18 protein-coding genes are annotated in these 19,197 nt (G+C 63.4%); 16 read left to right on the top strand and 2 right to left on the bottom strand.

The window, feature by feature from the left end; translation table 11 throughout:
* Positions 1 to 37 precede the first annotated feature (37 nt).
* From ACCD05_RS01105 to ACCD05_RS01055, 11 genes are all read left to right on the top strand, one after another.
* Entirely contained in the window at positions 38 to 3,124 is a 3,087-nt protein-coding gene (locus tag ACCD05_RS01105) for an SPOR domain-containing protein (protein ID WP_413390638.1), read from the top strand.
* 141 nt (positions 3,125 to 3,265) lie between these two features.
* Complete coding sequence (gene nagZ / locus ACCD05_RS01100) at positions 3,266 to 4,279, top strand: beta-N-acetylhexosaminidase (protein ID WP_413390636.1); 1,014 nt, start codon at positions 3,266 to 3,268, stop codon at positions 4,277 to 4,279.
* 72 nt (positions 4,280 to 4,351) lie between these two features.
* Positions 4,352 to 5,164 (top strand): segregation and condensation protein A, encoded by an 813-nt coding sequence (locus tag ACCD05_RS01095; RefSeq protein ID WP_112979592.1) that lies wholly within the window; start codon positions 4,352 to 4,354, stop codon positions 5,162 to 5,164.
* A 20-nt stretch (positions 5,165 to 5,184) separates the two neighbouring features.
* A complete protein-coding gene (scpB, locus tag ACCD05_RS01090) occupies positions 5,185 to 5,892 on the top strand; it encodes an SMC-Scp complex subunit ScpB (protein WP_413391051.1) in 708 nt (235 codons plus the stop codon).
* Positions 5,893 to 6,078: 186 nt separating this feature from the next.
* Positions 6,079 to 6,288 (top strand): twin-arginine translocase TatA/TatE family subunit, encoded by a 210-nt coding sequence (locus ACCD05_RS01085; RefSeq protein WP_047510174.1) that lies wholly within the window; start codon positions 6,079 to 6,081, stop codon positions 6,286 to 6,288.
* 48 nt (positions 6,289 to 6,336) lie between these two features.
* Positions 6,337 to 7,026: a Sec-independent protein translocase protein TatB gene (tatB, locus tag ACCD05_RS01080; protein WP_413390634.1), complete on the top strand. Its 690-nt coding sequence runs from the start codon at positions 6,337 to 6,339 to the stop codon at positions 7,024 to 7,026.
* Positions 7,023 to 7,850 (top strand): twin-arginine translocase subunit TatC, encoded by an 828-nt coding sequence (gene tatC, locus ACCD05_RS01075; RefSeq protein WP_018900081.1) that lies wholly within the window; start codon positions 7,023 to 7,025, stop codon positions 7,848 to 7,850. The genes tatB and tatC overlap by 4 nt, the downstream gene beginning before the upstream one ends.
* A 97-nt stretch (positions 7,851 to 7,947) precedes the next feature.
* Positions 7,948 to 9,231, top strand: coding sequence for a serine--tRNA ligase (gene serS / locus ACCD05_RS01070; RefSeq protein WP_413390632.1), 1,284 nt, complete (start codon positions 7,948 to 7,950; stop codon positions 9,229 to 9,231).
* A gap of 4 nt (positions 9,232 to 9,235) precedes the next feature.
* Positions 9,236 to 10,003: a 5'/3'-nucleotidase SurE gene (gene surE, locus ACCD05_RS01065; RefSeq protein WP_413390630.1), complete on the top strand. Its 768-nt coding sequence runs from the start codon at positions 9,236 to 9,238 to the stop codon at positions 10,001 to 10,003.
* Between the two features lie 6 nt (positions 10,004 to 10,009).
* Positions 10,010 to 10,663, top strand: coding sequence for a protein-L-isoaspartate(D-aspartate) O-methyltransferase (locus tag ACCD05_RS01060; protein WP_111561385.1), 654 nt, complete (start codon positions 10,010 to 10,012; stop codon positions 10,661 to 10,663).
* Between the two features lie 129 nt (positions 10,664 to 10,792).
* Positions 10,793 to 12,403, top strand: coding sequence for a peptidoglycan DD-metalloendopeptidase family protein (locus ACCD05_RS01055; RefSeq protein ID WP_413390627.1), 1,611 nt, complete (start codon positions 10,793 to 10,795; stop codon positions 12,401 to 12,403).
* A 114-nt stretch (positions 12,404 to 12,517) separates the two neighbouring features.
* Here ACCD05_RS01055 and ACCD05_RS01050 read toward each other — a convergent pair whose 3' ends face one another.
* A complete protein-coding gene (locus ACCD05_RS01050; RefSeq protein ID WP_413390625.1) occupies positions 12,518 to 13,390 on the bottom strand; it encodes an ATP-binding protein in 873 nt (290 codons plus the stop codon).
* 209 nt (positions 13,391 to 13,599) lie between these two features.
* Between ACCD05_RS01050 and yajC the strand changes: the two genes are divergently transcribed.
* The 5 genes from yajC to ACCD05_RS01025 all read left to right on the top strand — a co-directional run bounded on the left by yajC (position 13,600) and on the right by ACCD05_RS01025 (position 18,316).
* Positions 13,600 to 13,944, top strand: a complete 345-nt coding sequence (yajC, locus tag ACCD05_RS01045; RefSeq protein ID WP_047510188.1) for a preprotein translocase subunit YajC — start codon at positions 13,600 to 13,602, stop codon at positions 13,942 to 13,944.
* A 55-nt stretch (positions 13,945 to 13,999) separates the two neighbouring features.
* Entirely contained in the window at positions 14,000 to 16,531 is a 2,532-nt protein-coding gene (gene secDF / locus ACCD05_RS01040) for a protein translocase subunit SecDF (RefSeq protein WP_413390623.1), read from the top strand.
* 4 nt (positions 16,532 to 16,535) lie between these two features.
* Entirely contained in the window at positions 16,536 to 16,922 is a 387-nt protein-coding gene (locus ACCD05_RS01035; RefSeq protein WP_018900073.1) for an Mth938-like domain-containing protein, read from the top strand.
* A 3-nt stretch (positions 16,923 to 16,925) separates the two neighbouring features.
* Positions 16,926 to 17,777: a phytoene/squalene synthase family protein gene (locus tag ACCD05_RS01030; RefSeq protein WP_413390620.1), complete on the top strand. Its 852-nt coding sequence runs from the start codon at positions 16,926 to 16,928 to the stop codon at positions 17,775 to 17,777.
* A gap of 71 nt (positions 17,778 to 17,848) precedes the next feature.
* Complete coding sequence (locus tag ACCD05_RS01025) at positions 17,849 to 18,316, top strand: hypothetical protein (RefSeq protein WP_111561390.1); 468 nt, start codon at positions 17,849 to 17,851, stop codon at positions 18,314 to 18,316.
* A gap of 91 nt (positions 18,317 to 18,407) precedes the next feature.
* Here the strand turns inward: ACCD05_RS01025 and ACCD05_RS01020 are convergent, their stop codons facing one another.
* Positions 18,408 to 19,181, bottom strand: a complete 774-nt coding sequence (locus tag ACCD05_RS01020; protein ID WP_018900031.1) for an amino acid ABC transporter ATP-binding protein — start codon at positions 19,179 to 19,181, stop codon at positions 18,408 to 18,410.
* Positions 19,182 to 19,197: the final 16 nt, after the last annotated feature.

The following is a 19,197-nucleotide window of genomic DNA, read 5'->3' as shown; positions in this document are numbered from 1 at the left end:
GCTGGCACGAAACCTTTGCATTTGCGAGTGGATGAGTATGGCAGATAAACAGCGGGCGTATGACACGCGTAACGATGCGAACCTCTTTGCTGACGACGATCCCCTTGCGGAGCTTGCGCGTATCGTCGGTTTTGAGCCCCGTGTAGCGGCAAACACCGTCGAAGCGGCGCCAAGGCAGGAGCCTGCCTTCAATCTCGAAGACGAACTGCTGCGCGAGTTCGAGCGTTACGACGCTCCGACCGCGCCTGCAGTCGTCGATCATCCGATCGAGGCGGCCTACGCTCAGCCTGAGCCCGTAGTCTATGCCGAGCCGGAGCCAGTCACCTACGACGAGCCCGAGCCGCACTACGAGGCCGCACAGCACTACGAGCAGGCACCGCGCTATGATGCCGAGCCGGTTCATTACGAGGCGCCGGTTGTCTCGGAACGGGTCGAAGACGAGGCCTTGCCTGTCATCGAGCAGCCGTCTGTCATCGAACAGCCAGATGCCCGCGCGATCCTCTCGTCCGCCGATTGGGCGGCCAGCGTCTCGCGGCCTGCGGAGCCTGTCTCCGGCGGCGCTCGTGATCTGATCGAGGAACTCGAGCTTTCGATCAGCGCCGCACCGACGCCGGTGCAGCCCGCCAAGGCGCCGCAGTGGTCGGCCGCAAGCATCCGCCTGCCGATCGCCAACTTCCATACGTCTCGCCGCGAAGAGCCGGCCGCAGCGCCTGTTGCCGCTCCGGCACCTGTCGTCGCTGCCGAGCCCGTGCCTGCCGCGCCGCGCTTTGAAGCGCCGGCCGCCGCAAGCTTCCCCGCCGAGATCGACCGTCATGAGCCGTCGTTCGTCGTCGAGCAGCCCGTCGCCGAGCCGATCGTCGAGCCTATGGTCGATCACAGCGCCTTCGATCTGGCCGCTGCCGCCAAGGATGGTGACGTCAAGGCCGATGCCGCACTGACGGAAGCCGTCGCCGAAGTCGATGATATCGCCTTCGATATCGATGACCTCCTCGCTGATGTTTCGCAATATCCGGTTACCGCTCGCGAAGCTGCGCCCGTGGAAGCCCAGCCGGTCGCCCCGGTCGTCCACGCGCCGATCCCTGCACCGGCCTATGTGCCCGAGCCGCCTGTTGCCGCCGCTCCTGTCGCGGCAGCGCCCGTAGCGCCGCGCTATGCACCCGAGCCCCAGCCGGTTGCTGCCAAGGCCGCACCTGACGTCGAAGACCCGTTTGCCGGCCATGACTTCGAGCTGGATCTCGAAGGCATCGAGCTCGAGCTCGCCGACCTCGATTTCGTCGAGCCTGTTGTTGCCGAAGAGATCGAACAGCCGAAGCCGCAGCCTGTAGCAGCACCCGTGGCCTACCAGCCGGCAGTCCGCCAGCCGGAGCCTGCCGCGCAGCCGGCACCCGCACCGTATCAGCCGTCCGCCCCGGCACAAGCTTATCAGGCGCCGACCTACCAGGCGCCCGCCTATCAGGCAGCCGCACCGGTCTACCGTTCGCCGGAGCCCGCAGCCCCCGCAGCGCCATCCTACCGCGCGCCGGCACCTGTCGTCGACACGACGGAAGAGCTGCCCTTCGATCCGTCGATGATCTCCGATGCGGAGTATCAGATGGAAGCGGTCGAGATGCATGTCCCGACGCTGCCGCCGGTCGAAAAGCACGAACCCGTTCCCGCGATGTCGGATTTCGATTTCGACGTCGATTCGGAAATCGCAAACCTGCTGACGCCAGCCAAGCCGGTCGAAGCACCCGCAAAGCCGGCTCAGGACATCCGCGCCCGCGCCCAGGCCTCTGTCGCCGCCGTGGCATCCGTTGCACGGCCGCAGCCGTCGCAGCCGCAGGCCCAGAGCTTCGATGAATTCGAGCGCGCTCTGGAGGAAGATTTCCGCCGCAGCGTCAACGAGCCCGTGCAGCAGCGTCGCGAGACGGTGTCCGAAGTTCAGATCCAGTCGGCGAGCGACGCCGAGGATATGAGCCGCGCGCGCTCGATGAAGCGCATGCTGGCGGCAGCCGCTGCCATCGTCATCTTCGGCGGCGTCGCTTATGCCGGCTATTCCTTCCTGGCGCGCGACGGCGGCCTCGGTGTCGCCACCGGCGAACCGCGCGTCATCGTGGCCGACAAGGATCCGGTCAAGGTCGTTCCGGAAAACCCGGGTGGCAAGACCGTTCCGAACCAGGACAAGGCTGTCTATGACAGCGTTGGTGGCGCGGCCACCGAAGCTCCGAAGCAGAAGTCGCTGGTGTCAAGCGACGAGCAGCCGGTTGACGTCGTTCAGCGCACGCTGACGCCGGAAACGCTGCCTGAAGACAACGACGCCCCGATGCCATCAATGGCAACGCCAGTCGGCGACACCGAGGATCCGCGCCTGCTGCCGAACGACAGCGCGACCGATACGGCAGCAGCCGCTCCGTCGGATGCCGATCGTTCGCCATCGGTCTCGGCCCGCAAGGTCCGCACCATGATCGTCAAGCCGGACGGCACGCTGGTCGCCAGGGAAGAGCCGGCGCCGGAGCCTGCGGCATCCTCGCTGCCGAAGCCCACCTCGGTGCAGACGCAGAAGATCGCGGCAGGTGGTGCATCGGCTTCGGCTCCGACGATCGAACAGCTGGCGTCCGCCGACATTCGCTCGACGCCGGTCGAAGGTGCTACGCCGACCGCAAAGCAGACTTCCGAGAACGTGCTTGCCAAGGCCGCGGCGGCAACGCCTGACAGCGTCAACCCGCCGGTCCGTGCCGTCACCAGCACCAAGACCGACACCGCGCCGACCCCGGCATCGCGTCCGGGCGCTTCGGCTCTCGCACCCGCGACGGCCGCACCGGCGCCAGCTGCCCAGGCACCAAAGGAAGTCGCGGCGGTTCCGCCGGCAGCGGCTCAGGCCCAGCCGACCACGGCCGCTCCTGGCAGCTACGGCGTCCAGATCGCATCGCTGCCGTCTGAAGCCGAAGCCAAGAAGTCCTATGCAAGCCTGTCGAAGAAGTTCGGCGGCGTACTGGCTGGCATGCCTTACGAAATCCGCAAGGCCGACATCGCAGGCAAGGGCACCTATTACCGCCTGCGCATCACTGCCGGTTCCAAGGACGAAGCAGCCGCGATCTGCGAAAAGTATCGCGCAGCCGGCGGCTCCTGCCTGATTTCGAAGTAAGGCTCGAAACTGAATTGATTGAGAGCGGCGGGGCCTACCCGCCGCTCTTTTCGTTTGCAGAACTCAGTTTTGCGTCGTTCTTTTTTGTGAATGGCAGTTGACGCTGCTCGCATTTCGCCAAGGCGTCTCTATGATTCGGGTATGACCGAATCAAAAGCGATGATCCTTGGCTGTAGCGGCCTTTCCCTGACGCCCGAAGAGAAGGCCTTTTACGCGGGCGAGCGCCCCTGGGGCTTCATCCTGTTCGGCCGCAATATTTCCGAGCCGCAGCAGATCTCTGACCTCGTGGCCGAGATGCGCGAAAGTGTCGGCTGGCAGGCGCCGGTACTGATCGATCAGGAGGGCGGCCGCGTCCAGCGCATTCGCCCACCGATCCTGCCGCATTATCCCTCCGGCCAGCAGCTGGGCGACCTCTATCGAGAGGACCCGGAAAAGGGCAAGCGCGCGGCCTGGCTGATGTCGCGCCTGCACGCCTTCGATCTCTCGAAATTCGGCATCAACGTCGATTGTCTGCCCGTCCTGGATGTTCCGGTCGAAGGCAGCAGCAACGTCATCGGCAACCGTGCCTATGGCATGGACCCGAAGACGGTGACCGACATGGGCAACGCCGCATCCGAGGGCCTGAAGGCCGGCGGCGTGCTCTCCGTGATGAAGCACATGCCGGGCCACGGCCGCGGCTTTGCCGATTCCCATCACGAGCTTCCGGTCGTCCGCGTCTCGCGCGAAGAGTTGGAAGCCCATGACTTCCCGCCATTCATCGCCATGAAGGACGAATTGATGGCGATGACCTGCCATCTCGTTTTCACCGCGATCGACCCGGAAAATCCCGCCACCACCTCGCGCAAGGTCATCGACGGCATCATCCGCGAGCATATCGGCTTCAAAGGCCTGTTGCTTTCCGATGATAGTTCGATGAACGCGCTGAGCGGCACGCTTGGCGAGCGGGCGGCGAATATCATTGCGGGCGGGTGCGATATCGTGCTGCATTGCAATGGTCATATGGATGAGATGCTTGAGGTGGTCGCCAACGTGCCGCTGCTGCAAGGTGGAGCGCTCGAACGTGCCAAGCGCGTGGAGCAGGGGTTCCCGACGGCCGATGGCGCCGACGAGGCCGTGATCCGCGACGAATTCGATGCGATGTTTGCGACGGTCTGATCGCGAAAGGAACGAGACGACGTGACAACGACGACAAAGGCTCAGGAGCGCCCGCAGACATCGGCAACGCCGATGGACAAGCTGTGGCAGGACGGCGGCGCCGACCGCGCCTCGACCGATCCGGCGCTGTTGATCGATGTCGCCGGCTTCGAAGGCCCGCTCGACCTCCTTCTCCATCTGGCCCGCACACAGAAGGTCGATCTCTCCCGCATTTCCGTGTTGGCGCTCGCCGAGCAATATCTGCTGTTCATCGACAGCGCCCGCCGCATCCGCATCGAGCTCGCGGCGGACTATCTGGTCATGGCGGCATGGCTCGCCTACCTGAAGTCACGCTTGCTCATTCCGCAGCAGGTGAAGGACGACGGCCCCTCGGGCGAGGAAATGGCGGCGTCGCTGGCGTTTCGCCTGAAGCGCCTGGAAGCGATGCGCGAGGCGGCCGGTGGTCTCGTGAACCGTAACCGTCTCGGCCGCGACGTGCTCGCCCGCGGCGCGCCCGAGCATATTCCCGATCGCCACCAATCCGCCTACGACGCCAGCCTCTACGATCTGCTGACCGCCTATGCCTCGCTGCGCCAGCGGCAGGCGGTGACGCAGGTCACGATCGCGCGCCGCACGGTCTGGTCGCTCACCGAGGCGCGCGAACTGCTGACCCGCCTGATCGGTGAGATCGGCGACTGGACGGCGCTCGAGCAGCATATCCTGACCTACATGGTCTCGCCCGAAGACCGGGTGACGGCGATCGCCAGCGCCTTTGCGGCATCGCTCGAGCTCGCACGCGAAGGAAAGATCGAAATCCGCCAGGAAGGCGTCTTCGAGCCGATCTACATGCGGCGCGGACCAAACCATGCGACACTGCAGGTCGTCGAACAGGAGCTGCCGGCGTGAGCGATCTGGAAGATACCGATCTGGACGATGGCGACGCCGAGCGCGACACCGACCGTACCGGTGATGACACCGTCCAAGACGAGAGCGAGGCAGCGCGTATCGCCGAGGCCCTCGTCTTCGCCTCCGCCCAGCCCGTCTCGGAAGCTTTCATCAGCGATCGCCTGCCTAAGGCATTCGACGTGCGCGCCATCATGCTGCGGCTGCAGCAGGAATACGCCCATCGCGGCGTCAATCTGGCGAGGGTTGATGATGCCTGGGCGTTCCGCACCGCCGCCGACCTCTCCTTCGTCATCCGCCGCGATGAAAACGAGGTGCGCAAGCTCTCTCGCGCCGCGCTCGAGGTTCTCGCCATCATCGCCTATCACCAGCCGGTGACGCGTGCCGAGATCGAGGATATCCGAGGCGTGCAGACCTCGCGCGGCACGCTGGATGTGCTGATGGAAGCCGGTTGGGTGCGTTTTCGCGGCCGCCGCCGCACGCCGGGACGTCCGGTCACGCTCGGCACCACCCGCGACTTCCTCGATCATTTCGGGCTCGAGGAACTGCGCGACCTGCCGGGTATCGAGGAGTTGAAGGGGGCAGGGCTGCTCTCCGGCCGCATTCCGGCCAATTTCAACATTCCGTCGCCGTCGATGAACGACGAGCTGACTGAAGAGGAAGACCCCATCACGCAGATGGATCTCGAGGAACTGGGCCTTCTGGCGCCCGGTGGCGCGTCCGAGGAATAGCCGGCTCCGTGTCTTTGTTTCGCCACTGGAAGCGAAAACAATTGTCTTCACGACTTTTCGACCGGGGACTATCTTGTCACGATGGTCGATACCGTGACATTAAGCGTCTATCTACGGGGAATTAGATGTTGGATTTGATGTCGGGTATTCTTACATCAATAGAGCATCACAACAGGAGTTAGCGTAATGGGTTCTTTTAGCATGTGGCACTGGCTGATCGTTCTGGTCATCGTGCTGTTGCTCTTCGGTCGCGGCAAGATTCCGGAACTGATGGGCGATGTTGCCAAGGGCATCAAGAGCTTCAAGAAGGGCATGAACGACGAGGACGCGCCCGAAGCTTCGAGCACGACCACCGCAGGCAAGACCGTCGATCACAAGGCCGACGAAACGAAGTAACCACGTCCGGGCAGCGCCGCCCCCGCGTTTCCCGTTCAGGAGCCTTGAATGTTCGATATTGGCTGGACCGAGCTGCTTGTCATCGCGGTCGTATTGATTGTCGTGGTGGGTCCCAAGGATCTGCCCCCGATGCTTCGTGCTTTCGGCAAGATGACGCAGCGTGCCCGCAAGGTCGCCGGCGAATTCCGTGCCCAGTTCGACGAGGCGCTGCGCGAAGCCGATATGGACGACGTGCGCCAGACGCTGAGCGACGCGCAGAAGCTCAATCCCGTCAACACGCTGCGTGAGGCGATGAACCCGCTTCGCCAGATGGGCAACGAGATCAAGGCTGATCTTCAGCGCTCGACAACGGTCGATAGCAAGACGGAAGCGCCGCTCGGCTTGATGCCGGCGCCCGAGGTCGCACCGACCGAGACGCCTGCGGTCATGCCGGCTCCGACGCCGGTGCCTGCAGCATCGGCCGCCGTGCCCGAGGCCGCCGCGGCAAAGCCCGCTCGCAAGCCCCGCGCCAAGGCCGCCGACAAGGCGGACGCTGTAGCCGCCGTCGCGGTGACGCCGGCCGAAAAGCCGAAGCGCGCTGCTGCCAAGCCAGTTGCCGTCAAGGCGGCGCCGGCTCCGGCAAGTGCCGCTCCTGCCAAGGCTGCTCCCGCAAAGAAGACGGCCGCCGCCAAGCCGGCAGCAGTAGCCACGGCCGCGCCCAAGAAGCCGGCGGCGAAGAAAAAGAAAGATGAAGCATGAGCGGTGATATCGAAGACAAGCCGCAGCCGTTGATCGAGCACCTGATGGAGCTGCGCACGCGGCTCATGTGGTCGATCGGCGCCTTCTTCGCTGCCTTCATCGTCTGCTTCATTTTCGCCAAGCATCTCTTCAATGCGCTGGTCTTCCCTTACAAATGGGCGGTCCAGTGGGCGCATCTCGATGTCTCCAAGGCGCAGCTGATCTACACGGCGCCGCAGGAGTTCTTCTTCACGCAGGTGAAGGTGGCGATGTTTGGTGGTCTCGTGATCGCCTTTCCGATCATCGCCGCGCAGATCTACAAGTTCGTGGCCCCCGGCCTCTACAAGAACGAGCGTTCGGCCTTCCTGCCGTTCCTGATCGCCTCTCCGATCCTGTTCCTGATGGGCGCCGCACTCGTCTATTTCTTCTTCACGCCGATGGTCATGTGGTTCTTCCTGACCATGCAACAGGCGCCGGGCGAGGGCGACGTTGCCATCTCGCTCCTGCCGAAGGTCTCGGAATATCTCAGCCTCATCATGACGCTGGTCTTCTCCTTCGGCCTGGTCTTCCAGCTTCCCGTCATCACCACGCTGCTCGCCCGTGTCGGCCTGCTGACGTCCGACTGGCTGCGTGAAAAGCGCAAGTTCGCGATCGTCATGGCCTTCATCGTCGCAGCGGTGCTGACCCCGCCCGATCCGATGTCCCAGATCGGCCTTGCGCTGCCGACCATCATTCTCTACGAGATTGCCATCTACGCGGCGCGACTCGTGGAACGCCAGCGTGCTCGCGATGCGGCCACCGAGGCTGAAGGGTCCCAGGACGTTGCCAAGACGGACAACGTCTAGCGTCACCGCAATTCCTCGATGAGCGCTTTCCAATATCCGGTCGAGGCCCGGTCAGGCTTTGGCCGGGTCATCCTTTTTGTAACGACCTGGAACGACGATGCTCGATATCAAATGGATCCGTGAGAATCCCGAAGCCCTCGACGCGGCACTTGCCAAGCGTGGTGCCGAGCCCCTGTCTGAAAGCCTGATCGCGCTGGACGAAAAGCGCCGCACGGCCGTTCAGAAGGTCCAGGACATGCTGTCCCGCCGCAACGCCGCCTCCAAGGAGATCGGCGCTGCCATGGCGCAGAAGAACACCGAGCTGGCCGAGAATCTGAAGGCCGAGGTCGCCGACCTTAAGGTCCTGCTGCCGGCCGCCGAGGAAGACGATCGCGCCTTCTCCGAAGAGCTGAACGACGCCCTCTCGCGCATCCCCAACGTCCCCCATGACGACGTCCCCGTCGGCAAGGACGAGGCCGACAACGTCGTGACGCGTGTCACCGGCGAGAAGCCGCGTTGGAACCATACGCCTAGGGAACACTACGAAATCGGCGAAGCGCTCGGCTACATGGATTTCGAAACCGCCGCCAAGCTCTCCGGCTCGCGCTTCACCGTCCTGACCGGCCCGCTGGCAAGGCTTGAACGGGCGCTCGGCCAGTTCATGATCGACCTGCACACCAGCGAGCACGGCTATACCGAAGTGAGCTCGCCGCTGATGGTGCGCGACGAGGCGGTCTTTGGCGTGGGCCAGTTGCCGAAATTCGCCGAGGACATGTTTCGCACGACGGACGGCCGCTGGCTGATCCCGACCGCGGAAGTCACGCTCACCAACCTCGTGCGCGAGCAAATCCTTGAGCACGACAAGCTGCCGCTGCGCTTCACCGCGCTCACCCCGTCCTTCCGCTCGGAAGCAGGCTCGGCCGGCCGCGATACCCGCGGCATGCTGCGCCAGCACCAGTTCTGGAAGTGCGAGCTTGTCTCGATCACCGACGCCGAAAGCTCGATCGCCGAGCATGAGCGCATGACGGCTTGCGCCGAAGAAGTGCTGAAGCGCCTCGGCCTGCATTTCCGCACGCTGACGCTCTGCACCGGCGACATGGGCTTCGGTTCGCGCAAGACCTACGATCTCGAGGTCTGGCTGCCCGGTCAGAACACCTACCGCGAAATCTCGTCCTGCTCGGTCTGCGGCGATTTCCAGGCGCGGCGCATGAACACGCGCTATCGCGGCAAGGAAGACAAGACCAACCGCTTCGTTCACACGCTGAACGGCTCCGGCACCGCCGTCGGCCGCTGCCTGATCGCTGTTCTGGAAAACTATCTGAACGAGGATGGCTCGGTGACCATCCCCGACGTGCTGGTACCCTACATGGGCGGCCTGACGAAGATCGAAAAGGCGGCTTGAGACCATGCGCATTCTGCTTACCAACGACGACGGCATTCACGCGGAAGGCCTTGCGGCGCTGGAGCGGATTGCGCGCACGCTCTCCGACGACGTCTGGATCGTCGCGCCCGAGACCGACCAGAGCGGTCTCGCCCACTCGCTGAGCCTGTCGGAACCGCTGCGCCTGCGCAAAATCTCCGACAAGCACTTCGCGCTGCGCGGCACGCCGACCGATTGCGTCATCATGGGCATCAAGCAGGTGATGGAGATCAAGCCCGATCTCGTGCTGTCTGGCGTCAATGCCGGTTCGAACGTCGCTGACGATGTTACCTATTCAGGCACGATCGCCGGCGCCATCGAAGGCACGATGCAGGGCGTGCGCTCCTTTGCGTTGAGCCAGGCTTACATTCGCGAAGGCGACCAGCGCATCCTGCCCTGGGAAGTCTGCGAGGCGCATGCGCCGGCGCTGCTCAATAAGCTGATGTCGGTCGATCTGCCCGAGGGCACTTTCCTCAATCTCAATTTCCCGAACTGCGCGCCTGACGAAGTCGAGGGCACGGAAGTGACCGCGCAGGGCAAGCTCGCCTTCAATCTGGAGGTCGATGCCCGCGCCGACGGTCGTGGCTTTCCCTACTACTGGCTGAAGTTCGGCGAGCGCGCCGGTGCCTTCGTTGATGGCACCGATGTCAACGCGCTCAAGAATAGAAAGATTTCGGTAACGCCTTTGAAACTGGATCTGACCGATTATTCCGTACAGGACCGCGTGGCGCGGGCGCTTTCGGGTACGGAGTAAATCGCATTGGCGGCACGTCTGGTGGAGAAGGAAGAGTTTGCGGCACTCGTTTTGAGGCTGCGGGCCGAAGGCGTGTCCGATCTTGATCTGCTGACGGCGGTCGAGCAGGCGCCGCGCTCGCTCTTCGTGCCGCCGCAATTCGCAGAGCAGGCCTATTCCAGCCGCACCATCCCGATCGAATGCGGCTCCTTCCTCGAAGGCGTCGATTTCGCCGTCCGCGTCCTGCATCACCTGAGGGTAAAACCCGGCCAGCGTGTGCTGGAAGTGGGCACGGGCAGCGGCTTCATGACGGCTGTGATCGCTCGAATGGCCGAGCGCGTCCTCACCATCGACCGCTACAAGACGCTGACCTCTAATGCTCAGAAGCGCTTCGAGACGCTCGGCATCCGCAACATCATCGTGCGCCAGGCCGATGGCAGCGCCGGCCTGCAGGGCGAGGGCACCTTCGACCGTATCCTGGTCACCGCCGCCTTTGAGAGCATGCCGCGCTTCTATGCCGACCAGCTGGTTTCCGGCGGTTCGATGATCGCGCCGCTGATAATCTCCGAGACCGAATGTCGCCTCGTGCGCCTGACCAAGACCGGAAGTCGCTTCGAGCGCGAGGAGTTGTTCAACTCCCCATACCTGCCGATTGTTCCGCGCGTCGCCTCGCAACTCTGACCGCGTCGTCGCTATGGTTAGCGATTTGTCAAAAAACGCAAGCTGATGTTTCCGCCTTAACCGGTTGGTAATGCTAACGCGCTTTAATCATACCCACAAATGGTTGCGTTATTCAGTGGGTCGAGTGTCATGCGTTTCAGCGTTTCGCCTAAGTTCGGGAAGTCTGCCGGTAATGCCCTGATCGTGGCTCTCCTGGCGAGTGCTGCATCAGGTTGCAGTTCCGATGTGACGCGTTTCGGCGGTCTGTTTTCTTCGTCCGGTCAGGACCAGATGACGACAAATTCCATTCCGCGTCGGAGCATGAGCGGCCTTCAGGCTGATCCCGTGCCGCAGGCGGACATGCAGGGCGGCGCGATGCAGCCCAACTACGCCAACAACAATCAGGCGATGAATCAGCCCTATCCGAGCCAGCAGTCGACCTACGGCTCGAGCGCTCGCATGGCATCGGCTCCGGTTTCTGTTCAGCGCTCCGAGCTTGCCGCTCCCGGCGCTGTGTCGCAGGCTCCCATGGCTTCCGGCAACATATCCGCCGCTCGCGAAAAGCAGGTCGCTCTCGCTCAGCCGTTCCCGGCCGCCAACGCGCCGCAGCATTCCAGCCAGGTCATCGTTCCGCCGAAGCGCAACGCCGACAACATCGTCACGGGCTCGACGCCGAAGGTCTCCGGCTGGTCCTCGACCAACGCTCCCTCGGTGACCATGCGTCCCGGCGAAAGCGTCGCGATCCTCGCCAACCGCTATGGCGTTCCAGAAAAGGAAATCCTGCGCGCCAATGGCCTGAAGAGTGCCGCCGCCGCTAGGCCCGGCCAGACCATCCTGATCCCGACCTTCAACGGCGGCAACGCCGCCAAGGCCGCCGCGCAGTCGAACGACCTTGCGAAGGGTGGTCAGGCGCCGCAGCCGGCTCGTGGCCAGGAACAGAACCTTGCGGTCATCCCGAATGGCTCGAACGCCTCGCGTGACAAGTCGATGGCAAGTGCTGATCAGTCCGGCAAGGCGCCCGTCGGCGCCGGCCCGAAGGGCGCTGGCGGCACCTACGTCGTCAAGTCGGGTGACTCGCTTGCCAAGATCGCCAAGGCGACCGGCAACAGCATCGACGACATCAAGGCCGCCAACAACCTCACGGCCGGCTCGATCCGCATCGGTCAGGAACTGAACATCCCGAACGGCAGCGGCTCCGCCGACACCATGAAGACGGCGTCGATCCAGCCGAAGGCCGAGCCCAAGCCCGCCGCACAGCCGGCATCGGCATCGGCACCGGAAACGGCCGCAGCCCAGCCCGCCACCTACAAGGCGCCGGTCGCGACCGAAAGCGTCAGCGACGCCGCCAAGAAGGAAGTGGCATCGGCAGCACCTGAAGCCACCGGCATCGGCAAGTATCGCTGGCCGGTCCGTGGTGCCGTGATTGCCGCCTACGGCGCCAACGTCAACGGCAGCCGCAACGACGGTATCGACATCTCGGTTCCGCAGGGTACCGCCATCAAGGCAGCTGAAAACGGCGTCGTCATCTACGCCGGCAACGGCCTCAAGGAACTCGGCAACACCGTCCTCGTTCGCCACGACGACGGCACCGTCACCGTCTACGGCAATGCCGACACGCTGAGCGTGACGCGCGGTCAGAAGATCCAGCGCGGCCAGACGGTCGCCGTCTCCGGCATGAGCGGCAACGTCAAGCAGCCGCAGGTTCACTTCGAAGTCCGCAAGGACGCGACGCCGGTGAACCCGATGACTTTCCTCGAGTAGTTTAGGCGTCAGGTAGGTCAAGAGTTTCCTCGAATAGGTATTGTGTATCGAGGACAATGCAAAAGCCCGGCGGACGCCGGGCTTTTGTCGTTTCAGTCGATGATTGAATGAGGACTAGGCTCTATCGAGCGCGATCCGCTTCCGGCCCGCGAGGTCCTGAATGTACTGCCAAGCGACGCGGCCCGAGCGGGCGCCGCGCGTCGTTGCCCATTCCAGCGCTTCCGCATGCAGCGTTTCGCGGTCGAGCGGCAGCTTGAAGTGGGCGGCGTAGCCGTCGATCATCGTCAGATAGTCTTCCTGGCTGCACTTGTGGAAGCCGAGCCACAGCCCGAAGCGGTCCGACAGCGACACCTTCTCCTCCACCGCTTCCGACGGGTTGATCGCCGTCGACTGCTCGTTTTCCATCATGTGGCGCGGCAGCAGGTGGCGACGGTTGGAGGTCGCATAGAACAGTACATTTTCCGGCCGTCCCTCGACCCCGCCATCAAGCGCCGCCTTCAGCGACTTGTAGGCCGTGTCGTCGTGGTCGAAGGAAAGGTCGTCGCAGAAGACGATGACCCGGTGCGGCGTGTCCTTCAGGAGGTCGAGCAGTGTGGGCAGACTGGCGATATCCTCGCGGTGCACCTCTACCAGCTTCAGTGAGACGCCGCTGTCGCGTCTGACATCTTCGTGAACGGCCTTCACCAGCGACGACTTGCCCATGCCCCGTGCACCCCACAGAAGCACGTTGTTGGCTGCATAGCCCTCGGCGAAGCGCACCGTGTTTTCATGCAGGATATCGCGCACGCGATCGACGCCGCGGATCAGCCCCAGCGCCACACGGTTGGGGCGGGCAACAGGCTGCAGATGCTGGCGGGCAGGGGCCCAGACGAAACAGTCGGCCGCGTTCCAGTCGTTGATGGCGGGCGGCGGTCCCGCCAGCCGTTCCACGGCATCGGCAAGGCGGCGCAGTTCGCCGAGAATGATGCTGTTGACGTCTTCGGCCATGGCCTTTTCTCCTTGGGGCGTATGCGGCTGTGTGGCAATTGCTTTTCGTAGTCGGGTAGCATGGCCTTTTATACGCGGAAAGGTTATTAGGCAGCGGAATCGGTACGGTTTTCGGCTGTTTCAGTTGCAATCGCAAAGACCATAATTATAGTCCGGCCACCGAGAAAAAAGGCGACATTCCGCCTCCGGAAAAGTTTGAGGAGATTAGCATGTTCATCACCCCGGCATTCGCCCAGGCCACCGACAGTGCGGCGTCGCCGTTCGGTTCCGGCTTCGAAATGATCATCCTGTTCGTGCCGTTGATGGTCGTCTGGTATTTCCTGCTCATCCGTCCGCAGCGCGCCCAGGCGAAGAAGCGTGACGAAGCCCTGAAGGCAATCCGTCGCGGCGATCAGGTCGTCACATCCGGCGGTCTCGTCGGCAAGGTCACCAAGGTGATTGACGAAAAAGAAATCGAAGTCGAAATTGCTGATGGCGTGCGCGTTCGCGTTGTCCGCACCGGCGTCACCGAGATCCGCGTCAAGGGCGAGCCCGTAAAGGCAGACGCCGCATAATCATCACGCATATCCCACGAACCGGATCACCCGGATCTGACATAGTCGAGAGAAAATGCTTCATTTTTCCCGCTGGAAGACCCTTCTGATCTGGTTTGTGGTGCTGGTGGCCGTGTTGATCGCGGCCCCCAATTTTCTGCCGGTCGGCCAGTCCGGCCTGCTGTCTTCCTGGCTGTCCAAGCACCGCGTCGTGCTTGGTTCCGATCTCCGCGGCGGCACGCATGTCGTCTTCGAGGTCGACCGCGCCGATGTCGCGCGCCAGAAGCTGGTCGCCACCGTCGGCGAGATCAGCCGGTCCCTGCGCCAGGCCAATATCCGTTACACCGGGCTTACGGGCAACGACCAGACAGTCACCGTTAAGATCACCGACCCCGCGCAGGTCGACGCCGCCGTCGCCGCGCTGAAAAATCTGACATCGACGCAGGGTGTCACGCTCAAGCAGACCAATAGCGGCGACCTCACCATCGAAATCGCGGATGCCGCCATCAACGCCGCCATTTCTGAGGCGCAGGCCCAGTCCGTCGACATCGTCAGCCGCCGCATAGCCGGCCTCGGCAATCCGGATTTCGCGATCAAGCCCGAGGGTGCCGATCGTCTCGATGTCCAGGTCTTCGGCGTCATCGATGCCGAGCGTCTGAAGAATATCCTCAACGAACCCGCCAAGCTGTCGGTCCGCATGCTCGACGAGACCATGTCGGGGCAGGACGCGGTCAACGGCCGCTGGCCGGCTAGCTCCGAAGTTCTCTATTCGCTGGATGATCCGCCGATCCCCTATCTCGTGGACCGTACCGATTTCATCACCAGCGCCAATGTCGTCGATGTCCAATCCTTCGCGGATGCGCAGGCCGACACGGTGGCGATCCGCTACGCACTCGACGCCGAAGGCACCAAGCGCCTGGCGGAGAAGACGCAGCAGCACGCCGGCGGCCATCTCGCCATCATCTTTGACGACCAGGTCATGGCGTCGCTCCCGATCAGCGCGCCGATCCTCGACGGCAAGGGCGAGATCCCGGTCAGCTACACCGAACAGGGCGCCAGCGACCTGGCCCTCATGCTGCGCGCCGGCGCGCTTCCGGCCACGCTGACAACGGTCGAGGAGCGCACGGTCAGTCCGGCGCTCGGCGCGGAATCGGCGCGGGCAGGGCTCGTCGCCGGCACCGTCGCGGCCATCCTGGTCATCGGCCTGATGTTCGGCTTCTATCGCGGCCTCGGCCTGATCGCCGCTTTGTCGCTACTTCTGAACCTTATCCTCATCCTCGCGGTGATGAGCCTCATCGGCGCCACGCTCACCTTGCCGGGTATTGCCGGCATCGTGCTGATCATGGGCATGGCTGTCGACGCCAATGTGCTGATCTACGAGCGCATCCGCGACGAGGCAAAAACCGGCCGGCCCTTCTTCGAGGCGATCGATTACGGTTTCTCCCGCGCGATCATGACGATCCTCGACGCGAACGTCACCATCTTCATCGCCGCAGTCATCCTCTATTTCCTTGGCAACGACGCGGTGCGCGGCTTCGCCGTCACGCTCGCCGCGGGCATCCTCACCACCATCTTCACGGCGGTCACGCTCACCCGCTGGATCGTCGTCACCTGGCTGCATCGACGCCATCCCCGGCATCTGCCGAAGGATGTTCACACCGGCATCTTCGACCGCGCCAACATCCGCTTCATGGGCATCCGCCGCTACGTCTTCACCGCCTCGGCGGCGCTTTGCGTCGCCGCCATGCTGGGTTTCGCAGCGGTTGGAATGCATCTCGGCATTGACTTCGCCGGTGGCTCGATCATCGAGGTCAAGGCCAAGCAGGGCCCTGCCGATCTTGAGGATATCCGCGCCCGCCTCGGCGATCTGCCGATCGGCGATATCCTTGCCCGCAGGCTGGCCGATCCTGCCGGCGCGCTGATCCAGCTGGAAGCGCAGGGCGGCGGCGAGAATGCCGAACAGTCGGCGGTCACGCTGGTACGCGACGAACTCGCCAACGACTATGATTTCCGCCGCGTCGAAGTGGTCGGCCCCGCCATATCCGGCGAACTCACCCGCGCCGCCTCGCTCGGCGTGCTCGCGTCACTCATCGTAATCCTCGTCTATATCTGGATGCGCTTCGAGTGGCAGTTCGCCGTCGGCGCCATCGTCGCCACGTTGCACGACATCATTCTCATCCTCGGGCTCTTCGTGCTCACCGGCATCGAGTTCAACCTGACCAGCGTCGCGGCTCTTCTAACGATCATCGGCTACTCGCTCAACGATACCGTCGTGGTCTACGACCGCATGCGCGAAAACCTCAAGCGTTACCGCAAGATGCCGTTGCCGATCCTGATCGATGCGTCGATCAACCAGACGCTGTCGCGCACCGTGCTGACCGCCGCCACCACCATGCTGGCGCTGCTCGCGCTGGCGCTCTTCGGCGGCGAGGTCATCCGCTCCTTCGCCTTCATCATGTTGGCTGGCGTTGCCATCGGCACGTTTTCCTCCATCTACATTGCTGCACCGGTGCTGATCGTCTTCAAGCTCCGCCCGGATGCGCTCGATAACGATAACGACAAGAAAGTACCGGAACCGGCCGCCCAGCCCGGCAAGCCGGCAGTGTGAGAATATGGCAAGAGGCATAGAGATACGCGAAGCGCATTTTCCCGGCCGCGCTCCGATCGATACCTACGGGAACGGCGGCTTCCGCTTCGCCGACATGTCGCATCGCGGCTCCATCCTCTGCCTGCCGTCGGGCATCCACGGCTGGAACATGGACGCGACCATGCCGCTGTCGATCGAAAACCTGCAGCGCGTCCTGAACGAAGCGTCCGAGATCGAATTCCTGCTGCTCGGCACCGGCGTCGACATGCGCCCGATACCGGCTGACCTCAAGGCTGCGCTGAAGGGCGCCGGCATTTCCTCGGATTCGATGAGCACGGGTGCCGCGGTGCGCACCTTCAACATCATGCTGATGGAATCGCGCGCCGTCGCAGCGGCGCTGATCGCGGTCTGACGCATGGCCGATCAATCCTCGACGAACCAGGACATTTGCCTGGCGATGCTGCGCGACAGCGATCGCGACCGCTATCTCGCCTGCCTCCTGTCTCCCGAAGACAAGCGCGGCGCGCTGGCGGCGCTTTACGCCTTCAACGCTGAGCTCGCCCGCATCCGCGATCTCGTGCACGAGCCGCTGCCCGGCGAAGTTCGCATGCAATATTGGCGCGATCTTCTGGAGGGAACCGCGCACGGCTCCACCGAGGCCAACCCGCTGGCTGCGGCCCTGTTGTCAGCGGTCGAGACCCACCGCCTCCCGCGCCAGACGCTGTCGAATATGATCGACGCCCGCATCTTCGACCTCTACGACGATCCGATGGAATCGCGCGGCGCGCTGGAAGGCTATGCCGGCGAAACCGCTTCGGCGCTGATCCAGCTGGCAAGCCTGATCTTGTCGCCTGAGGAGGCAGCGCAGTCGGCCGAAGCGGCTGGCCATGCCGGCGTCGCCCAGGCGATCGCGGGATTGCTGCTCTTGATGCCGCTCCATCGCCACCGCGGCCAGATCTATATCCCACTTGAGATCCTTGCCGCGACCGGGCTTGACCGCGACAGCTTTCTGGCGGGCGAAGACAAGGCGCGCATCTCGGCCGCCATCGAGGCCTTCGCCGGACTTGGCCGCGACCATCTCGCGAGGGCGCGCAAGGTGACTATCCCGCAAGCGGTCTTCCCGGCCTTCCTGCCCGCAGCACTGGCCGCGCCGGTTCTGTCGAAAGCGCAGAAGCTGGGGGCGGGGCTGTTCGATCGCTCCGCGCAGCAACCGCAATGGCGCCGCCAGATCGGCATGACCATGGCGCTGATGCGCAAGAAAATCTGAGGCTCGTTCAAACTCGCGCAAGCCTCGCGCGTTATAGCTGTCATCATCGCTTGCTTTGAATGGAGTGTGACGTGAGCATAATGATCTGGGCCACTCTTTTCGTGATGCTCGTCATCGTGGCCTTCATCGCCGTGCGCATGTCGGCGAAGCACGAGGAGCAGGGCCTGCACGATACCGGCCTTGCCATCATCGAGTTCAACCGCGCCTTCCCGACCGAAGCGATCCGCTCGCTGCAGGCAACGGCCAACGGTCAGGTGGTCTTCGTCCGCCTGCACGACAACAAAGCCGGATTCATGCGTAGCATGCAGCGCCATTACTCCTGCCAGGTCATCCAGCCGGGTAGGGTGCGCGTTCTAAGCTCCGATAGCGGCAAGGGGCTGACGGTCGATTTCCTCGATACGCCGCATCAGAACGGCACCTTCGAATTCGCCTCGCCGAAGGAAGCCTCCGAAGTGGCCCTATGGCTACTCGGCAACTACGTCGCCGAACCCGATCGCGAACTGCCGCTGGCCGACCCGACGGCCGCAAACCACCGATAAGGCGACACGCACTCTTCCCTTACAACGCATTTCATCCCCGCCTATCGTTTGAGAGGGCGGGGATGGATGTTGAGCGTTGCTATCCGCGCTTTTAGTGCAGGATCTGGCTGAGGAAGAGCTTGGTGCGCTCGTGCTGCGGATTGTCAAAGAACTCGGCGGGCGAGTTCTGTTCGACGATCTGGCCCTGGTCCATGAAGATGACGCGGTTGGCGACCTGGCGGGCGAAGCCCATTTCGTGGGTCACGCACAGCATCGTCATGCCTTCTTCGGCCAGACCGACCATGGTGTCGAGCACTTCCTTGATCATCTCGGGGTCGAGCGCCGAGGTCGGCTCGTCGAACAGCATGATCTTCGGGTTCATGCAAAGCGAGCGGGCGATCGCCACGCGCTGCTGCTGGCCGCCGGAGAGCTGGCCCGGATACTTGTTGGCCTGCTCGGGGATCTTGACGCGCTTGAGGAAGTGCATGGCGATCTCTTCGGCCTGCTTCTTCGGCATCTTGCGCACCCAGATCGGCGCCAGCGTGCAGTTTTCCAGGATCGTCAGATGCGGGAAGAGGTTGAAGTGCTGGAAGACCATGCCGACTTCGCGGCGCACTTCGTCGATCTTCTTCAGGTCGTTGGTCAGTTCCGTACCATCGACGATGATCTGGCCTTTCTGGTGTTCTTCCAGACGGTTGATGCAGCGGATCATCGTCGATTTGCCGGAGCCAGAAGGGCCGGCGATGACGATGCGCTCGCCGCGCATGACCTTGAGGTTGATGTCGCGCAGCACGTGGAAATCACCGTACCACTTGTTCATGCCGATGATCTCGATGGCAACATCGGTTGCCGACACGGTCATCTTTTTGGGTTGGGCTTCAGCCATGATTTTTCCCCTTGCT

It is taken from the genome of Rhizobium sp. Rhizsp42 (assembly GCF_047304155.1).
Taxonomy (GTDB): domain Bacteria; phylum Pseudomonadota; class Alphaproteobacteria; order Rhizobiales; family Rhizobiaceae; genus Rhizobium.
Note: the sequence above shows the minus strand (reverse complement) of the source record. Positions and strands in the feature narration are given on the sequence as shown.

Bases quoted from the DNA above. Each gene is read 5' to 3' on its own strand.
- ACCD05_RS01105 (WP_413390638.1), top strand. From the start codon at position 38: ATGGCAGATAAACAGCGGGCGTATGACACGCGTAACGATGCGAACCTC.
- nagZ (WP_413390636.1), top strand. From the start codon at position 3,266: ATGACCGAATCAAAAGCGATGATCCTTGGCTGTAGCGGCCTTTCCCTG.
- ACCD05_RS01095 (WP_112979592.1), top strand. From the start codon at position 4,352: ATGGACAAGCTGTGGCAGGACGGCGGCGCCGACCGCGCCTCGACCGAT.
- ACCD05_RS01085 (WP_047510174.1), top strand. From the start codon at position 6,079: ATGGGTTCTTTTAGCATGTGGCACTGGCTGATCGTTCTGGTCATCGTG.
- tatB (WP_413390634.1), top strand. From the start codon at position 6,337: ATGTTCGATATTGGCTGGACCGAGCTGCTTGTCATCGCGGTCGTATTG.
- tatC (WP_018900081.1), top strand. From the start codon at position 7,023: ATGAGCGGTGATATCGAAGACAAGCCGCAGCCGTTGATCGAGCACCTG.
- serS (WP_413390632.1), top strand. From the start codon at position 7,948: ATGCTCGATATCAAATGGATCCGTGAGAATCCCGAAGCCCTCGACGCG.
- surE (WP_413390630.1), top strand. From the start codon at position 9,236: ATGCGCATTCTGCTTACCAACGACGACGGCATTCACGCGGAAGGCCTT.
- ACCD05_RS01055 (WP_413390627.1), top strand. From the start codon at position 10,793: ATGCGTTTCAGCGTTTCGCCTAAGTTCGGGAAGTCTGCCGGTAATGCC.
- ACCD05_RS01050 (WP_413390625.1), bottom strand. From the start codon at position 13,390: ATGGCCGAAGACGTCAACAGCATCATTCTCGGCGAACTGCGCCGCCTT.
- yajC (WP_047510188.1), top strand. From the start codon at position 13,600: ATGTTCATCACCCCGGCATTCGCCCAGGCCACCGACAGTGCGGCGTCG.
- secDF (WP_413390623.1), top strand. From the start codon at position 14,000: ATGCTTCATTTTTCCCGCTGGAAGACCCTTCTGATCTGGTTTGTGGTG.
- ACCD05_RS01035 (WP_018900073.1), top strand. From the start codon at position 16,536: ATGGCAAGAGGCATAGAGATACGCGAAGCGCATTTTCCCGGCCGCGCT.
- ACCD05_RS01030 (WP_413390620.1), top strand. From the start codon at position 16,926: ATGGCCGATCAATCCTCGACGAACCAGGACATTTGCCTGGCGATGCTG.
- ACCD05_RS01020 (WP_018900031.1), bottom strand. From the start codon at position 19,181: ATGGCTGAAGCCCAACCCAAAAAGATGACCGTGTCGGCAACCGATGTT.